This is a genomic window from Candidatus Pelagibacter sp. HIMB1623 (assembly GCF_052047695.1).
Taxonomy (GTDB): domain Bacteria; phylum Pseudomonadota; class Alphaproteobacteria; order Pelagibacterales; family Pelagibacteraceae; genus Pelagibacter.
The window spans coordinates 109921-129806 of record NZ_JBNAJN010000013.1 but is presented as its reverse complement, the minus strand read 5'-3'; the positions used below and the strand labels follow the sequence as shown (position 1 = coordinate 129806).

The following is a 19886-nucleotide window of genomic DNA, read 5'->3' as shown; positions in this document are numbered from 1 at the left end:
AAAATATGAATTATGTTTTTAATACAACAATTCAATTATTTTTTTTTATATTTTTTTCTTTATCAATTCTTGGATATGGTTTTTTTTTAAAAAATAGGATTCTTAGAATAAATTTTAATTTTGGAGAGACGGGAATCTTAGGTTTTTTTGCTCTTTATATTGTTTCAGTTTTAATTAATTTTTTTTTAGCTATAGATCTTTATATATCTCTTACAGTTTTATTTTTTGGCTTAATATTATTTTTGAAAAATATTTCAAATATATATATTTCAAAAAAATTATTTTTTTTTTTAACTTTTTTAACGTTATTCATTTCATCATTAACAATTAATCTTCACGATGATCATCTTCTTTATCAGTTACCATATATAAACTATAAGCAAGAATTTAAAATTATATTTGGATTTGTATTTCTAAATGATTATCTAGCTTATTCTCATGGCTTGTATGATATAATGGCCCTGTTTAAGCTCCCTTTTTATGAAAACAGGTTGGTATTTATTTTGCCAATTATTTTCTTTATGTTTTTTATTTTTTCTATTTTAGATTATTTTAATAAGGAACATAACATTTTATCTAACCTAATAATATTTATAATATTTCTCACATTATTTAAGTTTACAAGATCAAAAGAATTTGGAACTGATGTGCCTGTTATTGGACTTCTATTTTTAATTCAAATTTATTCATTAAGTTATTTTTTCAATAATGAGAAAAAATATTTTTATAAAATGATTATAATGTTTTCATTAGCAGCAATATTTAAGATATATTCTGTATTAGCAATTTTTTATTTCTTTGTTTTTATAAAAAAATTTAAAATTTATTTAATTGATTTTTTTACTAAACAAAAAGTTATTATTATTTTTTTAATTTTTACAAGTATTGTTACCTTTACAAAGAACTTTATACACTCTGGCTGTTTGTCGTATCCAGCAACAATTACATGTGTTGATCAGAAACTAATACCTTGGTCTGCAGGAAAAAAATTAAGTAATTGGAGACAAGAATTTTTAGAAGCTGGTGTCAAAGGATGGAATCCATATATTCGAGACAATGAATATAAAATTAAGATGTTACCAGCAGAATATAATGAAAAATTTAAATATAATTTTCACAAAAATGTTTTTAAAGATCCAGATTTAGAGAGAATTTTGGTGGTTGTACTTATCCTAATGTCGACTTTTGTTTTTAGTATTTCAAAAAATAGTAGTGAGTCGACACAACATAAACCTGAAAATTATAACTATTTTGTAGTGATTTCTTTTATACCATTGATTTTGTGGTTTCTGCTGATGCCTTACATCAGGTATGGAGGCTATGCTTATCTACCATTTGGTATGTTAATTTTGTTTTATAGTTTATTTTTTAGATCTTTTAATTATTCAAAAATTATTAATTTTTTATTAATTATTGGAATAGTCTTTTTTTTATTAAAAAATTTTTTAAGGATTGATAAAGAGATAAATTCAATGTCTAATTTTACTTTAAATAGCTACAAGACCAAACATTCTTACCCAATACCTTTTTTTAGAGATTTTGATGTGAAAGAAAAGATAATTGATAAAAAAAGGAAGATATATATATCAAATCATAATTGGCTATGTAGTATTTCAAACCTTCCTTGTTTACCGGGCTTTTGGGAAAATCTTGAGATAAAAATTAAAGAAAAAAAAGGTTACAATTTTATTTATGTAAAAGAAAAAGATTACATAAAAATTTTAATTGATAAAACAATGATAACTCATTTAAAAGATAATCGGCATGATACTGATTTTGATAAAAATATTAGAAGCAAATAATATAAAATATTAATATATGGATTTTGAAAAATTTGATAATTTATTAGAACTATTTAATTACCAATTTCAGTTACAAAAAAAAGATGAGATATTTTTACATTCTTTGAATAATTTAGATAATAAATATACTTGGCAACAAGTTTATGATCACATTCAAAAACTGTCTTATAACTTAAAAATTCAAATTAAAAAAAATGACAGATGTTTATTGATTTCTGAAAATAGACCTGAATGGTTAATTTCTGATTTAGCTATAATGTTAGCGGGCGGAATTACGGTACCAGCTTATACGACTTACACTGAGAGAGATTATGAATATTTAATTGATGATTGTAATCCATCAGTAATAATTGTTTCAGATCAAGTTCAATATAATAAAATTGATAATATAATTTCTAAAAAGCCATTTATAAAAAAGATTATTTCTTTTGATCAAATAGATACTCAATCAGAAATTCAATGTATTAAAGATATTTTTTTTAATAACGATTATGATGAGATTGATTTTTTAAAATTAGAAATTTCAAGAAAAGACGTAGCTTGTATTATTTATACATCAGGAACACAAGGTAATCCCAAGGGAGTAATGCTAAGCCATGGGGGAATTTTAAATAATTGTGAAGGCTCTATTTCACTTTTAAGAGAAATAATATCTTACAAACCTAAATTCCTAACCTGGTTACCATTATCTCATTCTTATGAACACACTGTTCAGTTTGTCCAAATAGCAATAGGCGCCGAAGTTTACTATGCAGAAAGTATAGATAAGTTAATTAAAAATATGGGAGAATGTAGCCCAGATATTATGACAGCTGTTCCAAGATTTTATCAAAATCTTTATCAAAAAATTAATTCAACATTTAATAAAGCTACTGGTTTTAAAAAAACTCTAATAAACAAAATGCTTTACCTTGGAGAAAAAGTACTAACCAATCAAAAACTTACTTTTTTTGAAAAAGTGCAAAATACGATTTGTGAAAAAATAGTTAGAAAAAAAATAAAAGCTCAATTTGGGGGTTCTTTAAAGGCATTTATTTCTGGTGGAGGTGCACTAGATAAAGAAGTAGGTGTTTTTTTAAATTCAATAGGGTTACCAACTTTGCAAGGGTATGGTTTAACTGAAACTTCTCCAGTTGTAAGTTGTAACCCAATAAAAGATATAAGGATAGATACAGTAGGTCCTGCTTTTAGTGGTAATGAAGTAAAGATTGCTGATGATGGTGAAATTCTGGTCAAAGGCGAAAATGTCATGTTAGGCTATTGGAATAAAAAGGAAGAAACTGAAAAAGTTTTAAAGGATGGCTGGTTATATACTGGAGATATAGGGCATTTTGAAAATGGATATCTAAAAATCACTGATAGAAAAAAAGATATTTTAATTACACCAGGTGGTGACAATATTTCTCCAGTAAAAATTGAAAATGATTTACTTAAAATTGAATTTGTAGAACAAGCATTAGTTTATGGAGATAATAAACCTTATTTAGTAGCTATTTTAGTTTTAAATAAAGATACAAGTAATGTCTCTGATGAAAATATTTCAAAAGAAATAGAAACAATAAATAAAAATTTATCTAAGATAGAAAAAATAAAAAAATTTTTTGTAATTAAAGATCAATTTACAATTGAAAATGGATTAATGACACCAACTTTAAAGTTAAAAAGATATAAAATTATTCAAAAGTATAAAACTGAAATAGAAAATCTTTATTAAATAATTATTAATTAATAGTTTATTTATCGCATAAATATTAACTAAATTAATAAAAAATTTTTTAAAAAAAAATAAAAAATAAAAAATAATTTTTTTAAAAATTAACTTCTAATTAATGATTTGACATAAGTTATATAAAAAAATAAAAATAAACTAACAGCGAATCAAATTGATTCGCTAAACTAAAAAGGGAGCTAAAGATGCCTAAGAAAAGAAAAAAAGCGGCAAAAAAAACTAAGAAAAAAGCTGCAAAGAAAACTAAGAAGAAAGCTAAGAAAAAAGCTAAGAAAAGAAGAAAATAATAACTTAGTATTCTTTACAAAAAACGCTTCTCATAACTTTTTGTGTGAGAGGCGTTTTTTTTTATTCGTCTAAAGGTTCGTCAGTTTCAGAAATAGGTTCTTCGACAGGTAAATCAGCAGTTGGAGTTTTAGGAGTAGCGCTGATCGCTTGTGTTTGTCCACCAACATTTCTCTTTAATGCTTTATCTAATTTTTTTTGAGTGTCTTCTGGCGATAAATTTAAAATTATCTGAAATTCTGACTGCATTCTCTCATAAGCTTTTTCAAAAAGTTGTCTTTCACTATAAGATTGATCAACCATAAGATCATCACCTTTGTTTAGATCTCTTACAACTTCAGCTAATTCATAAATTTTACCAGATGAAATTTTTGCCTCATATTCCTGTGCTCTTCTACTCCACATTGATCTTTTGATTTTTGGTTTACTTTTTAATATGGAGACACATTTATTTACTTGATTAATTGTTGCTAAAGGTCTTAGGTGAGACTGTTTGTTAACAGGTACCATACCATTAGCTTTATCTTTTTCAAATTTGATAACATATGTTTCAACATCAATACCACCGATATTTATTTTTTTAAATTCTGTAATTTGACCAACTCCGTGTTTTGGATAAACGACATAATCTTTAATTTTAAATTCTCTTTTTTCAGTTTCTTGTTTTTTAACTTTTTTTATTTCAGGTTTAACCTCATTAGTTTTTGATATTCTTAAATTATCTACTTTTGGTTCATCTGGCGTTTCAGTAGTTTTTGAAACTTTTTGTATTTTAGGTGATTTATTTGGAATTTTTTTTAATACTTTTTTGGTTTTTTTTATTACTACTTTTTTAACTTTTTTAGTTTTAGGTTTTGCAGTTTTTTTAATTTTGGTAACTTTTTTCTTTTTAACTTTTTTTGTCATTTCTTTGTCTGATTTGCCTTTAAAGATTTTCTTTAAAATACTTTTCGTACTTATTTTGCTCATTTTTAAATTTTTCGTGATCCGCAGGGGGATCTTTTTTCTCACTTATGTTTGGCCAGATTTCTGAATATTTTTTATTGATCTCTAACCATTTTTCGCTTCCAGGTTCTGTATCTGCTTTTATAGCATCAACGGGGCACTCTGGCTCACAAACGCCACAATCTATACACTCATCCGGTTTAATTACAAGCATATTTTTACCTTCATAAAAACAATCAACCGGACAAACGTCTACACAATCAGTAAGTTTACACTTAATACAATTATCGTTTACAATATAAGTCACTCTTTACTTTCCTCTTTTACTCTATGCTTAATATCCCCCATAGTTTTACTGTCAATGTATAAAAGTCCCGCCAATCTTCTCATAAGATTTGTTTCATACATATCTGCATCTTCATTAGAATAAATAATTGACCAAAGAGCTTCCACTATTTTAATTTTATCTTTTTCAGGTAAATTTTTAATTTCTCTTGTGAAGTCTAAAATTTGGTTTGAATTTTCCTCAATAATTTTTGCATCTTGGATAGTTTTTGTGATTTTTTCACTTTCAAGGCCCAACTCTAGAAGTGTTTTTTTAATTATTTCCTCTTCTTTGTCAGTATAATTTTCATCTATTTTTGCAGCATGGATCAATAAAGCACAAACTTTTACTATAAAATTATTCTCTTCTTTTTTATCTGTATTTTTAAAAAACATAAAATTAACCTAACTTGAGATTTTTAAGAACTTTAAATGGATTTTCATTTGAAACTTTTTTGTTCTGTATCTTTTTAAATTTTTTAACAGGATTATATTTAAAAAACATGTCTTGTTCTTTCTCATAAGTTTTATAACCCATTTTTTGCAATAATTTTTTAAAGTTCTCTTTGCTGCACCCTAAAAGATTTAACATTTCAGGTATCATTTTTATTTCATTATTTTCTTTTGAAGTAGCATTAATAATTTGCACAAACAGTCTTTCAAGAATATCTATTCTTACAAAAAAATTATCAAATTTTTCAAATCCACAGAGAAGCATAAAGTTTTTATTTTTAGAATCTTTATCTTCTAAAAAATTTAATCCAAAAGTTGGTGGTTTTAAATTATAGAATTTTTGATGAAAATTTTTCCACAATAAGGTTCTTAAAGATACAGCATCTGGTTTTATAAGCTGATAAAGGAATACATGGTATCTTCCAAATTTTACACCCAATTCTCTAAGTACTTTTCTATCTATTTGTTCAAGATTTTTTAAATAATCAGAAACTTGTTCTCTTTTTAAAACACCATTATTTTCATAAAGCTGATAAGCCAAAGCCTTAATTGAAGACTTATCTTCTTTAATGTTTTTTAAATCTATTAAACTTTTCAAGACATCGCTAATTTTAGAGTTTAGCCATTTTTGAATAAAATCATTTAGTTTTTGTTTTGGATTTTGTTCAATAATGTCATCAACAACTAAAGTAAAATTAGGACTTAAATAATCATTTCCTGGTAACAGTCTAGCAATTGGAAAATCATTCCAATATATTTTAAAATCCTCTTTTAAATCTATTAATCCCGTATCTATAATTGATTGAATTCTTTTATCAAACTCAGGGCCAATTGATTGTCTAGCAGCTTTTTTTAATGACTTGATATCAGTTTCAAGAGAGCCTTTTTTTAAATCTAATTCTAATTTCAAACCTTTGATTTTACCAATAAACTGATCATCTATTTTAACGTCATTGTTCTGTAATATTTCAGTTTTGAATTCCATGTCTTGTTTTAAACCTCTTGCAAGTATACTTGCTCTTTTGTCGATAAAAGTCTTGGTAAGTTCTTCATGAAGTCTGTCAGAAAGTCTATCTTCCAAATGTTTTGTTTTTTCTATCCAATAATTTTGATTTTCTACCCAATTATTTTTATTTGAAACATAAGACCAAGTTCTTACATTTGCAATTCTATTTGATAAAGAATCTACATTTCCCTCTAATTTATCAAGTTTCATGAGCTGTAATCTCATGTAATCTTCTGAAATTAGACCTTTTTCACTGTTTAAAAATTTAAAAACATTTCTGATCACTTCATAATGATTGCCGTAGGTTTTTTTAACAAAATCAGGTATCTGACAACATTCCCATAATAATTTGAGAGTTCTTTCGTTAAATTCTAGATTATTTTTTTCATCTTTTATAAAATATTTTAGCGCTCTTTCATCCTCACATTCGTGAACTTTTCTCAACCATTCCATCTGGGGTCTTTCTTCAAGACTTTTAATTAGTGAATTTGGGTTATTGAAATTAAGATCAGAATTTCTCCAGAATAAAGTTCTTATTTCTTCAAATTTATGTCCTTCAATTAATTCTACTTCTTCAGGTGAAATTTCTTTACAATCACCAGTTATTCCAAAACCACCATCATTTAAATATCTTCCAGCTCTTCCTGCTATTTGACCTATTTCAGATAAATTTAATTTTCTTAATTTTTTTCCATCAAATTTTTTAAGATTTGAAAAATATACATAATCTAGATCCATATTTATTCCCATTCCAATAGCGTCAGTGGCTACTAAAAAATCGACATCTCCAGATTGGTAAAGTTCTACTTGAGCATTTCTCGTTTTAGGACTTAATGAACCCATAACTATAGCTGCCCCACCCTTTTGTCTTCTTATTAATTCTGCTATTGCATAAACTTCCTCCGCTGAAAAAGCTATAATTGCAGTTTTTCTATTTATCCTTGATATCTTTTTATGTCCGGCATAAGTGAGTTTTGACAATCTATCTCTATTAATAAACTCTAAATCCTCGTTTAATTTAGATATGATGTTTTTAATAGTACTAGAACCCATTAGCATCGTAAGTTTTTCACCTCTTAAATTTAATAATCTATCTGTGAATATGTGACCTCTTTCATGATCTGCACACATTTGGATTTCATCTATGCCCACAAATTCTAAATGTTTTTCAATAGGCATTGATTCGACTGTGCATAAATAATATTTTGCGTTTGTAGGAATTATTTTCTCTTCACCAGTAATTAAAGCAACTTTGTCTATACTAATTTTTTTTATTACTTTATCGTAAACCTCTCTTGCTAATAATCTTAATGGGAACCCAATCATTCCGCTGTCAAAAGATAGCATTGTGTCAATTGCAAGATGAGTTTTACCTGTGTTTGTTGGACCAAGAACAGCTGTAATTTTATTTTTAGGCATTTCTATCTTTGGTGTATAATTTTTTTTACCTACCAGATATTGTTAGTGCTAAAGAACAAAAATAGACTAAAACATGACCGAATCGGAGGGTAAAAAGTTCTCATTTTTATATTAATATTAATGAGAATATCATAATTGAGATTAATTCTATAATAGTAATTTAATAAAATAAAAATGACCAATAAACTTTGGGAAGCATCTTTAAAAGAGAAAAAAAATTCAAATCTTTATGCTTTTGAAAAATTTATTTCAAATAAAATCAAAAAAAAATTTAATTTAAATTACAAAACTTTTTTAAATTGGACTGTTAAAAATTCTCCTGAGTTTTGGAATTATTTTTGGGAATTTTCAGAAATTAAAGGATTGAAAAGTAAAAAAAAAATTAAAAAATCTAAAATATTTCATAAAAATTTATTCTTACCAGGTAGTAAGTTAAATTTTGGTGAGAATTTATTGTCAAAAAATAATGATGATAAGGCAATCACTTTTATAAGCGAAAATGGCTTTAGAGAAGAAAAATCTTGGAGAGAATTAAATTTAAGTACAGGCAAAATTGTAAAGTTTTTAAAGGAAATTAAAATTAAAAAAGGAGACAGAGTTGCAGCTTATATGCCTAATACTATCGAGACAGTTGAGGCGTTTATAGCAGCGTGTACTATAGGAAGCATTTGGTCATCATGCAGTCCTGATTTTGGTATTAAAGGTGTTGTTGAAAGATTTTCTCAAATTAATCCAAAAGTTTTGTTCATTACAGACCAGTATTTTTACAACGGGAAAAAAATTAATGTATTAGAGAGATTATCTGAAATTTTAAAATCTATTCCATCAATTAAAAATGTTGTGATTGTTAATTATCCTGGAAAAAAATATGTCACTAATAAAAGTAAATATAAGAAAATAAATTTAATTAAATGGCGTGAGATTATTCAAAATCAATCTGAAAAAATAAATTTTAAAAAGTATGATTTCGAAAGCGAGTTGACTATTTTATATTCAAGTGGAACAACTGGAAAACCAAAATGTATCTGCCATAGAACTGGTGGAGTTCTTCTTCAACATAAGAAAGAACACCAATTACATTGCGATATAAAAGAAAATGATAATGTGTTTTATTTTACCACTTGTGGTTGGATGATGTGGAATTGGTTAGTAAGCTCGTTAGCTTCAAAGGCATCAATAGTACTTTTTGATGGTTCTCCAATGTATAAATCAAGTGATTTACTTTTAAAAATAGCACAAAGAGAAAAAATTACTCTGTTTGGAATTAGTGCTAAATATATTGATGCTCTAAGAAAATTAGAACCTAATCTTAAATTTAAATATAAACTTCAAAAACTAAAAACAATATGTTCAACAGGTTCTCCTTTATCAAGTGAAGGTTTTAAATATGTTTACAAAAATATTAAAAAGAAAGTTCATCTCTCATCTATTTCGGGTGGTACAGATATTGTATCATGTTTTGTTTTAGGAAATATATATCAGCCAGTAAATATTGGTGAAATACAAAATTCCGGCTTAGGTTTAGATATTGATGTCTTTAATGATAGCGGCAAATCTTTAAAAAATTCTAAAGGTGAACTAGTTTGTAAAAATCCATTTCCATCAATGCCTCTTAAATTTTGGAATGATAAAAATGACGTAAAATTTAAAAAAGCTTACTTCAATAGATATAAAAATACTTGGCATCATGGGGATTATGCTGAAAGAAGAAATACCGATGGTTTTATTATACATGGAAGATCTGACACTACCCTTAATCCAGGAGGTGTAAGACTTGGGACTGCTGAAATATATTCTGAGGTTGAAAAGTTTAAAGAAATTAAAGAAGCACTAGTAGTTGGTCAATCTTGGGATAATGATATCAGAATAATTCTTTTCGTTGTAATGAGTAATGAATACATACTTAATAATTCTTTGCTTAATAGAATAAAAACTCAAATAAGAATAAATGCATCACCAAGACATGTCCCTAGCAAAGTAATTGTTGTAAAAGATATTCCAAGAACCAAAAGTGGTAAAATTGTTGAGCTTGCAGTTAAAAGCACTATAGAAGGAAGTGTTGTTAAAAATAAAGAAGCTTTAGCAAACCCAGAAGTTTTAAAACAATACAAAAATTTGAAACAGTTAAGTTATTAAATGTTAAAAAATATAGTTAAAGATTTAAAACCATCTTCTACCCTAGCAATTAATGAAGCTTCAAAAAAACTTGAGGATGAAGGAAAAAAAATATTTAAATTTGGTTTTGGACAATCACCCTTTAAAGTTCCACAAGACGTAGTAGAGGAGCTTAAAAATAATGCTTATCAAAACAAATATTTGCCTATGCAAGGCCTTTCAGAACTAAGACAGTCTGTTGCAAAATACACATCAAAGAAAAAAAATTATGAATATAATTCTGAAAATGTCATCATAGGACCAGGCTCTAAAGAGTTGATGTTTTTACTTCATGTAATATTCGATGGTGAAATTATATTGCCTGCACCTAGTTGGGTTTCTTACGCGCCACAAGCAATATTAGGAAGAAACAAAATTCAAATTTTACAAACAAAAAGAGAAAATAATTGGTTCCCTACAGCTCAAGAAATAGAGGAAATAATATTAAAAGATAAAAATAAAAATTATTTATTATTTTTAAATTCCCCCAATAATCCTTCAGGCCAAGTTTGTGAAAATTTGGAAGAGATTTCTAATATTGCAAATAAACATAATCTTATAATTTTATCTGATGAGATATATTCTGAACTGACTTTTACAAAAAATTATAAGTCTATTTCAAATTTTTGTCCTGAAAAAACAATTATCAGTACCGGCCTAAGTAAATGGTGTGGAGCTGGTGGTTGGAGATTGGGATATTTTATTGTTCCAGAGAGCTTAAACGACATAAAAAACATGATTAATGTTTTAGCCAGTGAAACCTTTTCAGCAGTAAGTGCGCCTATCCAATATGCTGCAATAAAAGCATATGAAAACAATCATAGTAAATACATTAATAAATCTAGAAATATTTTAAATGCTGTCGGCAATTATGTTTATCAAAATTTAAAATCAAACAAAATTTTAATTAATGAACCTCAAGGAGGTTTCTATTTAATGCCTGAATTTTTAAATTCTAAATTTAAAACTTCATCAGAAATGTGTGAAAATATTTTAAAAGAAACAGGTGTTGCATTATTACCTGGATCAGATTTTGGATTTAATGAAAGTAAAATGCTTGCAAGATTAAGCTTTACTGATTTTGATGGAGAAAAATTCATGAATAGTATTAAGGATGATCAATCTATTGATTTTAATATAATCGAAAAGTTGGCACCAAAGGTTGTAGAAGGTGTTGATAATTTAAAAAAATGGTCAGAAAATCTTTAAAATCAACCTATACATTTATTATAATTTTTTGGTAAGATTAATTTATAAAAAATAACGACATACAATTATAGAGAGGGAAAAATAATGAAAAAAATAATCACATCCCTATCAAGTGCTTTACTGATTTTATTTGCATCACTGTCCTTAACTACAGTTGCTAAATCAGCTGAGTTCTTCACGATAGGAACTGGTGGACCTACTGGAGTATATTTCCAAACAGGTAACGCTATATGTAAAATGCTTCATAAATCAGCAATTAGTGCTGAGCATGGTAGAAAAAAAGGTACAGCTAAAGCGTATAGATGTACTGCTCCATCGACAGGTGGTTCAAACTACAATATTGGACAAATAGCAGCTGGAGAATTTCAATTTGGTGTAGCTCAATCTGACTGGCAATATCACGCAGTAAATGGTTCAAGCAAATGGGAAGGAAAACAGTTTAGTGATTTGAGAGCTGTGTTTTCAGTTCACAACGAACCTTTTCAAATTTGGGCTAGAAAAAAAGCAAGAATTAAAGATTTTGCAGACTTAGAAGGTAAAGTAGTAAACATTGGTAACCCTGGTTCTGGTCAGAGAGGAACTATGGAAGAGCTAATGAAAGCTATGGGTGTTGATAATAGTTTCTTTAAATCAACAACAGAGTTAACTTCTTCAGAGCAAGTGAAAGCTTTATGTGATGGTAAAATTGATGCATTTGGTTATTCGGTTGGATTTCCAAACGGTGCAATGGAACAAGCAGCAACTTGTGCCGCTAAAGCATCTCCAATCAATTTGACTGGACCAGAAGTTCAAGGCTTAATTGATGGTGCTGATTATTATGCGCAGGCTGTAATTCCTAAAGGCACTTATACAAAACAGAAAAAAGATGCTACTACATTTGGTGTTAAAGCAACTGTGGTAACTTCGGCAGATGTTTCTGAAGAATTAGTGTACTTAGTTACAAAAGCAGTTTTTGAAAACTTTGATGATTTCAAAAAACAACATCCAGCATTTGGATTTTTGGAAAAGAAAAACATGATTAAAGATGGTTTATCTGCTCCACTACATCCTGGTGCAATTAAATATTATAAAGAAGCTGGATTAATGTAATCTAAGTTTTTTACTTTTTAAAAGGCCTGGTAATTTTTACCGGGCCTTTTTTTTATGGTATGAATATTTCTTATGAGTGATTCAATTAGCGCCAATATAAAAAATAAAATAAGCGAGGATTTATCACCAACTAGAAACATTACTGGATTTCATTTAAAGTTAGTATCTGCAATAGCTATCATTTGGTCCTTATTTCAACTTTGGTACGCATCACCATTTCCATTTATGTTGAATATAGGAATGTTCAAAGGTTTACCGGCTAGAGCAATACATTTAGGATTTGCATTAACTTTAGCATTTTTAATCTACCCAGTAACAAAAGGAAAAAAAATTTCATTTTTTGATATTATTATAAGTTTTGTGGGTGCTTTTTCTTGTCTCTATATTTATTTTTTTTATGATCAATTAGTAGAGAGGGGCGGTGTCCTTTTAAGTTTCAAAATCACTGATACATTCAATTTTCCAGTAGAATTAATTTTAGGAGGATGTGGTATTTTAATTCTTTTAGAGGCCACAAGAAGAGCAATTGGATTACCTTTGGTAATCATTGCAACTTGTTTTTTATTATTTTCATATTTTGGTAGGTATGCACCAGAAATAATTTCTCATGGAGGCTTGTCTTTAAATAGATTGGTAGGATTTCAATGGTTGGATCAAGAAGCAATATTTGGAATCCCTATTGGGGTTTCCGTAGATTTTATTTTTCTGTTCGTTTTATTTGGAGCCTTACTTGAAACGGCAGGTGGTGGTAAATATTTTTTAGATTTAGCCTTTGCGATGGTTGGTAAAATGAGAGGTGGACCAGCCAAAGCCGCAATTCTAGGTTCAGGAATGACTGGCTTAATTTCAGGATCATCAATTGCTAATACCGTAACTACTGGAACATTTACTATTCCAATAATGAAAAAAACAGGTTTCTCTAAAGAAAAGGCAGGTGCAATTGAGGTTTCATCATCTGTAAATGGACAAATAATGCCGCCTGTGATGGGTGCCGCAGCATTTGTAATGGCAAGTTTTATTGGAGTTACTTATTTTGAAATAGTTAAACATGCTTTTTTACCTGCAATTATTTCCTATATTGCTCTATTTTATATATCTCACCTAGAAGCTTTAAAATTAAATCTTAAAGGAATGGACGATGCGGACGTTCCTAATTTGAAAAAAACATTTTTATCTGGAATTCACTTTTTAATTCCTATTTTTGTTTTAATTTATACTCTTGTTTATTTAAGGTTTACTGCCTCGTATTCAATTTTTTATGCAACAATTACTTTAATTTTAGTAAATCTAATCAACTTAATAATTAAAAATAATTATTCTAAAGATTCTTTTAAAGAATGGTTTAATCAAACAATCGTTGGTTTTGAAAAAGGAGCATTAAATATGGTTGCAGTTGGCATTGCAATTGCTACAGCTGGTATCATAGTAGGTGCAGTTGGCTCAACAGGCTTAAGTACAAACTTAATTATTGTTATCGAATCTATTGCTAAAGATAATGTCACAATACTATTATTTTTAACTATAATTTTGTGTTTATTGTTAGGAATGGGTTTACCAACCACTGCAAATTATGTTGTTGTTGCATCTTTGATGGCAACTGTTTTAGTTGATGTTGGTAATGCATCTGGATTTATTTTTCCATTGATTGCAGTCCATTTATTTGTTTTTTATTTTGGATTGATGGCAGATGTAACGCCACCAGTAGGTTTAGCTTCTTATGCAGCTGCGGGAATATCTGGAGGAGATCCATTGAGAACTGGTGTTCAAGCCTTCTGGTATAGTTTAAGAACAGGAATATTACCAATAGTCTTTTTGTTTAATCATGAACTTTTACTTATTGGTATTGAGGATATCTGGCATGGGCTTATTGTTATTATAACTTCACTAATTGGAATTTTAGTTTTTACATCAGCAACTCAAGGTTGGTTTATAAATAAGCTTAAATGGTATGAGATTATTATTTTTTTAATTATTTCTATTTCTTTGTTGTCTCCAGATTTTGTTTTAAATAAATTTTATCCAAAATATAATTATGAAGAAATTAGTAAAATAAATTCATTAAAATTAGATTCAGAAAAAGAAATTCAAATTAAAATAACAAGACCTAGTTTATATGGAGAAAGATATAAACTTTTTGTAATATCGAAAAATACATTTGAGGATCATTTTACTCTAGAGGATTATGGGATTACTTTATTAGAGCAGGATGAAAAAATAATAGTTGATAATTTAAAATGGAATGGAGAAGCAAAAAAAAATGGTTTTGAAATGGGAGATTATATCAGTGAATTCAAAATTGAAAATTCTGATAGACCATCGAAAAATATAGTTTATCCAATTGCTTTAATTTTATTAGTTATTTGTGGATATTTTAATATCAGAAGAAAGGAATGAATTAACCACCTGGACCTAAGTTTGAAGGTTTAACTTTTAAAATTTTCCAAACTCCAGTTGCTGATGTTATAATTTTATTGTTACATTTTAGCTCACAAAATAAAAATATTAATGTATTTGTTTTTTTTAATATTTTTGTGTGCCCAATAACTTCATCACCAACTTTTGAGGCACCAATAAATTTAATATCTAACGAAATAGTTACACATGGAGCATTACCAGCAGATCTGTGAGCTGCGGTTCCGGCACCAGCATCTATTAATGCTGATAGATAGCCTCCATGAGTTATTCCTGCAGCATTTAAGTGATTTTCATTTATAGTAGATTTAAATTCATATTCAGTTTCAGAGATGTTTCTAAACAAAACACCTCCATTATGTTTCATGAACCCTTGGGTTAAACTTATTTGTTCAAACTCATTACTCATAAAATTTACAATACAATTGTTAATAGCAATAATAACAATGTAATTATTATAAAAAAGTAAATTACTGATTTTTGTAAAGAAGCTTTTAATAACCAATCAATCATTTTTATCCTTTTTGGTGGACCGCCCAGAACTCGAATCTGGAATCTCCCGGTTCGTAGCCGAGCGCCTTATCCAATTTGGCCAGCGGTCCAATATTAATTTTATTAAAGATACTGTATTTTATGGTTTTATTAACAAATTTTGTTCAATTAAAACACAGCTTTGCATAAAAAGATTAATTAATGTGATAAAATAACATAAAAATATATTTTATTTGAGTGTATAAGCCTTTTTAATAATGAGCGAAAAACTACTTGTTCCTGACATTGGTGATTTTGAGAATGTTGAGGTAATAGAATTACTTGTAAAGCCAGGAGACACAATCAAGGAAAATGATCCAATAGTCACAATTGAAAGTGATAAATCTAGTGTTGAAATTCCATCAAATATTTCAGGAAAAATTGATACTATTAATGTCAAAGTAGGTGACAAAGTTTCAAAAGGTGATTTACTTTTAAGTTTAAGCAATTCAACCAAAAGTCTCTCAGAAAGCAATCTTCCTAAAGATACAGAAAATATTATTAAACAAGCTGAGGAAGCTATGGCTGTAAATAAAGAGGAGCTGGTGAATGTTCCTGAGCCAGCTAAAGAAAAAAAACAATCTATAATTCAAGTTACAAATGGATTAGACACAGATCCTTCAGAAACTCAAGATTGGCTAGAGTCTTTATCTGCAGTAATTTCAAAAGATGGAAATCAAAGAGCTCATTTTTTAATTAAGGAATTAATTAACAAAGCCTATCGTGAAGGAGCAAATATTCCTTACACCCAAAATACTCCGTATATAAATACCATTCCTCCTGAGGCTGAAATAAAATCAAATGGAGACCAAAATATTGAGAGAAGAATAAGATCTCTGATCAGATGGAATGCAGCTGCAATGGTAGTAAGAGCTAACAAAAAATTTCCAGAATTAGGTGGACACATAGGAACCTTTGCATCTGCTGCAACTTTATATGATGTTGGAATGAATCATTTTTGGAGAGCAAAAAACAATAAATTTGGAGGTGATCTAGTATATTTCCAAGGACACAGTGCACCTGGAATGTATGCTAGAGCATTTTTAGAGGGTAGATTAACTGAGAAACAACTAGATAGTTTTAGACAGGAAGTAAAACCTGGAGGATTATCTTCATACCCTCACCCTTGGCTAATGCCAAATTTTTGGCAATTTCCGACTGTTTCGATGGGGTTAGGACCAATGCTTGCAATTTATCAAGCAAGATACATGAAATATTTAATCAATAGAGGATTGATTAAAGATGAGGGACGAAAGGTCTGGGCTTTTTTAGGAGATGGTGAAATGGATGAACCAGAATCTATGGGTGCAATTGGATTAGCAGCTAGAGAAAAACTAGATAATTTAATTTTTGTAATTAATTGTAATCTCCAAAGACTTGATGGACCTGTAAGAGGAAATGGAAAAATTATACAAGAACTTGAAGGTAGCTTCAGAGGTGCTGGATGGAATGTAATAAAAGTTATTTGGGGTTCATATTGGGACTCATTATTAGCTAATGACAAAACTGGTCAATTAGTAAAAATTATGAACGAAACTGTAGATGGTGAATACCAAGCTATGAAAGCAAGAGATGGTGCATATGTACGAGAAAAGTTTTTTGGAAAAAATCCAGATACTTTGGAGATGGTTTCATCTATGTCAGATAAAGATATTTGGAGATTAAATCGAGGAGGGCACGACCCCCATAAGGTATATGCAGCTTATGATAAAGCAATTAAAAACCAAGGAAGTCCAACAGTTATTATTGCAAAAACAATCAAGGGATATGGAATGGGAAAAACAGGTGAAAGTGTAAACACTACTCACCAAACTAAAAAATTAGATGTGGATGATCTTATGTATTATAGAGATCGTTTTGACGTTCCTCTAACTGATGAACAAGTTAGGAACATAGAATACTTTAGGCCTGATGAGAAATCTCCAGAGATTAGATACATAAAAGAAAGAAGGCTTAAACTGGGAGGTTATTTACCAGAGAGATCAACTTTTGCAAAACCTATTAAAGCACCATCAAAAGATATTTTTGATTTTATGAAAGTTTCAACTGGTGAAAAAGAAATGTCTACCACAATGGCGCTCGTAAGAATGTTAACTAATTTGTTAAGAGATAAAAATATTTCACCTAGATTAGTTCCAATTATCCCAGATGAAGCAAGAACATTTGGTATGGAAGGATTTTTTCAAAAAATTGGAATATACGCTCATGAAGGACAGAAATATGAGCCCGAGGATGCTGCGCAACTAAGTTCTTATAGAGAAGATAAAAGTGGACAGGTGCTTGAGGAAGGAATTAATGAGGCAGGAGCGATGTCTTCTTGGATAGCAGCTGCAACTGCTTATACAAATCATGATATTGAAATGATTCCAATATACATTTTTTATTCTATGTTTGGATTTCAAAGAATTGGAGATTTAGCTTGGGCTGCTGGTGATAGCCAAGCTAGAGGTTTTTTAGTTGGTGCAACAGCCGGAAGAACAACATTAGCAGGTGAAGGATTACAACATCAAGATGGACATAGTCATTTGATTGCATCAACAATTCCTAATTGTGTAACTTATGATCCTACATTTCACTATGAATTAGCAACTATTTTTAGAGAGGGTCTAAGAAGAATGCATGAGAAGAAAGAAAATGTTTTTTATTATATTACAACAATGAACGAAAATTATTCACATCCTGAAATGCCTAAGGATAAAAATTGTGAAGAGGGAATTCTTAAAGGAATGTATAAGATAAAGGAATTTAACAAATATAAAAAAACAAAACTTCAACTTTTAGGCTCAGGAACGATATTAAGAGAGATGATGTCAGCAGCTGAAATTTTACAAAACGATTATCAAATTGATAGTGAAATATGGAGTGTTACAAGTTTTAATGAGTTAAGAAAAGATGGGATGGAAGCTGAAAGATATAACCTTCTAAATCCGGACAAAACTCCTAAAAAATCATATGTAGAGCAATGTCTTGGAAGTACTGAAGGACCAATTATGGCAGCATCTGATTATATGAGAATGAATTCTGATCAAATAAGACCTTACACAAACAATAAGAGCTTTTATTCTCTAGGTGCTGATGGTTTTGGAAGAAGTGATACTAGAAAAAATTTAAGAAAATTCTTTGAGGTAGATAAAGAACATTTAGTAGCTTATGGATTAAGCATTTTAGCAAAAGAACAATTGATAGCTTCAAAATATGCGAAAGATGCTATGAAAAAATACAAAATTGATGGCGATAAACCTATGCCAACAAAATTATAATGTCAGATATTGAAATTAAGGTACCAAATATAGGAGATTTTAAAGATGTTGAGGTTATTGAGGTATTAGTAAAAAAAGGCCAATCAATTAAAAAAAATGACCCTATAATTACAATAGAAAGTGATAAGTCTAGCGTAGAAATACCATCTAGTTTTGAAGGTAAAATTTCTAACTTAAATATAAAAGTTGGAGATAAAGTATCTGAAGGAGATTTAATTTTAACTTTAGAAAAGTCATCACAGATAAATCAAAAAGTTGAACAGAAGCCAATAATAGAAAAAGAATTTAAAAAAATTGAAGTAATAAAACCTGAAGTTCAACAAGAAACTAAAGTTTTAAATAATGTATCTAATATTTCATCAGCAAGCCCAAAAGCTAGAAAATTTGCTAGAGAACTCGGTGTAGATATAAATAAAGTTTTAGGAAGTGAGAGAGATGGAAGAGTTGTTGAAGAAGATATCAAAAAATTTGTAGCATTAAGATCAAACAATAACACTGAGTTTGTTGAGGAAAAAAAACCAAGCAAAATCAAAAATGAATTTGAGCATTCAGATTTTGGTGAAATAGAGACCAAAGATATACCAAGAGTAAAAAAATTATCATCAAAGTATTTAACAAATTCATGGACCACCATACCTCATGTTACAAATCATGATGAGGCTGATATTACAGAAATGGAAAGCTTCAGAAATTCTTTGACTGATATTTATACGGGAGAAAAAATTAAAATTACTCCTTTAGCATTTATTGTAAAAGCTTTAGTTGCTTCATTAAAAAAATTTCCAAGTTTTAATTCTTCAATTGATGAAATTGAAACAGGTAAAATGACAATGAAAAAATATTACCATATAGGTATAGCTGTAGACACTCCAAATGGACTAATGGTTCCAAAAATTAGAAATGCTAATAATAAAAAAATTTCTCATATTAGTAGAGAGTTGAGAGAGGTAAGTGAGCTTTGTAGAAATTTAAAAATAGATAAAAAAGAATTATTTGGTGGTTCAATGACTATTACTAGTTTGGGTGGAATAGGTGGATCATTTTTTACACCAATAATAAATTATCCTGAAGTAGCAATTTTAGGAGTAGGTAGATCAGAGAAAAAACAAATTTATATAAATGGAAAGTTTCAAACTAGAACAATGCTACCGATTTCTTTGTCTTATGATCATAGAATTATTGATGGAGCTGAGGCAGCAAGATTTAACAATGATCTTAAAGAAAACTTAGGCAAAAATTTTGCTTATAAGCTAGCTGTATAATCAAAA

13 protein-coding genes and 1 tRNA gene are annotated in these 19886 nt (G+C 28.6%); 8 read left to right on the top strand and 6 right to left on the bottom strand.

Annotated elements, in window-relative coordinates; all coding sequences use genetic code 11:
• Positions 1-5: 5 nt before the first annotated feature.
• Positions 6-1802, top strand: a complete 1797-nt coding sequence (locus ACTTBN_RS05070) for a hypothetical protein (RefSeq protein ID WP_440681309.1) — start codon at positions 6-8, stop codon at positions 1800-1802.
• Positions 1803-1818: 16 nt separating this feature from the next.
• Positions 1819-3516 (top strand): AMP-dependent synthetase/ligase, encoded by a 1698-nt coding sequence (locus ACTTBN_RS05065; RefSeq protein WP_440681308.1) that lies wholly within the window; start codon positions 1819-1821, stop codon positions 3514-3516.
• A gap of 363 nt (positions 3517-3879) precedes the next feature.
• On the opposite strand, the gene ACTTBN_RS05060 is transcribed toward ACTTBN_RS05065, so the two are convergent.
• From ACTTBN_RS05060 to ACTTBN_RS05045, 4 genes are read right to left on the bottom strand one after another with little or no spacing between them, the layout of a single operon-like run.
• Positions 3880-4785, bottom strand: coding sequence for a CarD family transcriptional regulator (locus ACTTBN_RS05060; protein WP_440681307.1), 906 nt, complete (start codon positions 4783-4785; stop codon positions 3880-3882).
• Positions 4742-5068: a ferredoxin FdxA gene (gene fdxA, locus ACTTBN_RS05055; protein WP_075484280.1), complete on the bottom strand. Its 327-nt coding sequence runs from the start codon at positions 5066-5068 to the stop codon at positions 4742-4744. Before fdxA ends, ACTTBN_RS05060 begins: the two co-directional genes overlap by 44 nt.
• Positions 5065-5481: a TerB family tellurite resistance protein gene (locus tag ACTTBN_RS05050; RefSeq protein ID WP_440681306.1), complete on the bottom strand. Its 417-nt coding sequence runs from the start codon at positions 5479-5481 to the stop codon at positions 5065-5067. Before ACTTBN_RS05050 ends, fdxA begins: the two co-directional genes overlap by 4 nt.
• A 4-nt stretch (positions 5482-5485) precedes the next feature.
• The gene (locus ACTTBN_RS05045; protein WP_440681305.1) at positions 5486-7963 is read right to left on the bottom strand and encodes a helicase-related protein; all 2478 of its coding nucleotides are present in this window, start codon (positions 7961-7963) and stop codon (positions 5486-5488) included.
• Positions 7964-8137: 174 nt separating this feature from the next.
• Between ACTTBN_RS05045 and ACTTBN_RS05040 the strand changes: the two genes are divergently transcribed.
• The 4 genes from ACTTBN_RS05040 to ACTTBN_RS05025 all read left to right on the top strand — a co-directional run bounded on the left by ACTTBN_RS05040 (position 8138) and on the right by ACTTBN_RS05025 (position 14809).
• Positions 8138-10099, top strand: coding sequence for an acetoacetate--CoA ligase (locus ACTTBN_RS05040; RefSeq protein WP_440681304.1), 1962 nt, complete (start codon positions 8138-8140; stop codon positions 10097-10099).
• Positions 10100-11326 (top strand): pyridoxal phosphate-dependent aminotransferase, encoded by a 1227-nt coding sequence (locus ACTTBN_RS05035; protein ID WP_440681303.1) that lies wholly within the window; start codon positions 10100-10102, stop codon positions 11324-11326.
• Positions 11327-11410: 84 nt separating this feature from the next.
• Positions 11411-12415, top strand: a complete 1005-nt coding sequence (locus ACTTBN_RS05030) for a TAXI family TRAP transporter solute-binding subunit (protein WP_262590104.1) — start codon at positions 11411-11413, stop codon at positions 12413-12415.
• A 72-nt stretch (positions 12416-12487) separates the two neighbouring features.
• Positions 12488-14809, top strand: coding sequence for a TRAP transporter permease (locus tag ACTTBN_RS05025; RefSeq protein ID WP_440681302.1), 2322 nt, complete (start codon positions 12488-12490; stop codon positions 14807-14809).
• A gap of 1 nt (position 14810) precedes the next feature.
• Here the strand turns inward: ACTTBN_RS05025 and ACTTBN_RS05020 are convergent, their stop codons facing one another.
• Both ACTTBN_RS05020 and ACTTBN_RS05015 read right to left on the bottom strand, forming a co-directional pair.
• Positions 14811-15236 (bottom strand): PaaI family thioesterase, encoded by a 426-nt coding sequence (locus ACTTBN_RS05020; protein ID WP_262590106.1) that lies wholly within the window; start codon positions 15234-15236, stop codon positions 14811-14813.
• A 116-nt stretch (positions 15237-15352) separates the two neighbouring features.
• Positions 15353-15429: transfer RNA gene (locus ACTTBN_RS05015), tRNA-Arg, on the bottom strand.
• A 147-nt stretch (positions 15430-15576) separates the two neighbouring features.
• Between ACTTBN_RS05015 and aceE the strand changes: the two genes are divergently transcribed.
• Both aceE and ACTTBN_RS05005 read left to right on the top strand, forming a co-directional pair.
• Positions 15577-18618 (top strand): pyruvate dehydrogenase (acetyl-transferring), homodimeric type, encoded by a 3042-nt coding sequence (aceE, locus tag ACTTBN_RS05010; RefSeq protein WP_440681301.1) that lies wholly within the window; start codon positions 15577-15579, stop codon positions 18616-18618.
• Positions 18618-19880 (top strand): 2-oxo acid dehydrogenase subunit E2, encoded by a 1263-nt coding sequence (locus ACTTBN_RS05005; RefSeq protein ID WP_440681300.1) that lies wholly within the window; start codon positions 18618-18620, stop codon positions 19878-19880. Before aceE ends, ACTTBN_RS05005 begins: the two co-directional genes overlap by 1 nt.
• Positions 19881-19886: the final 6 nt, after the last annotated feature.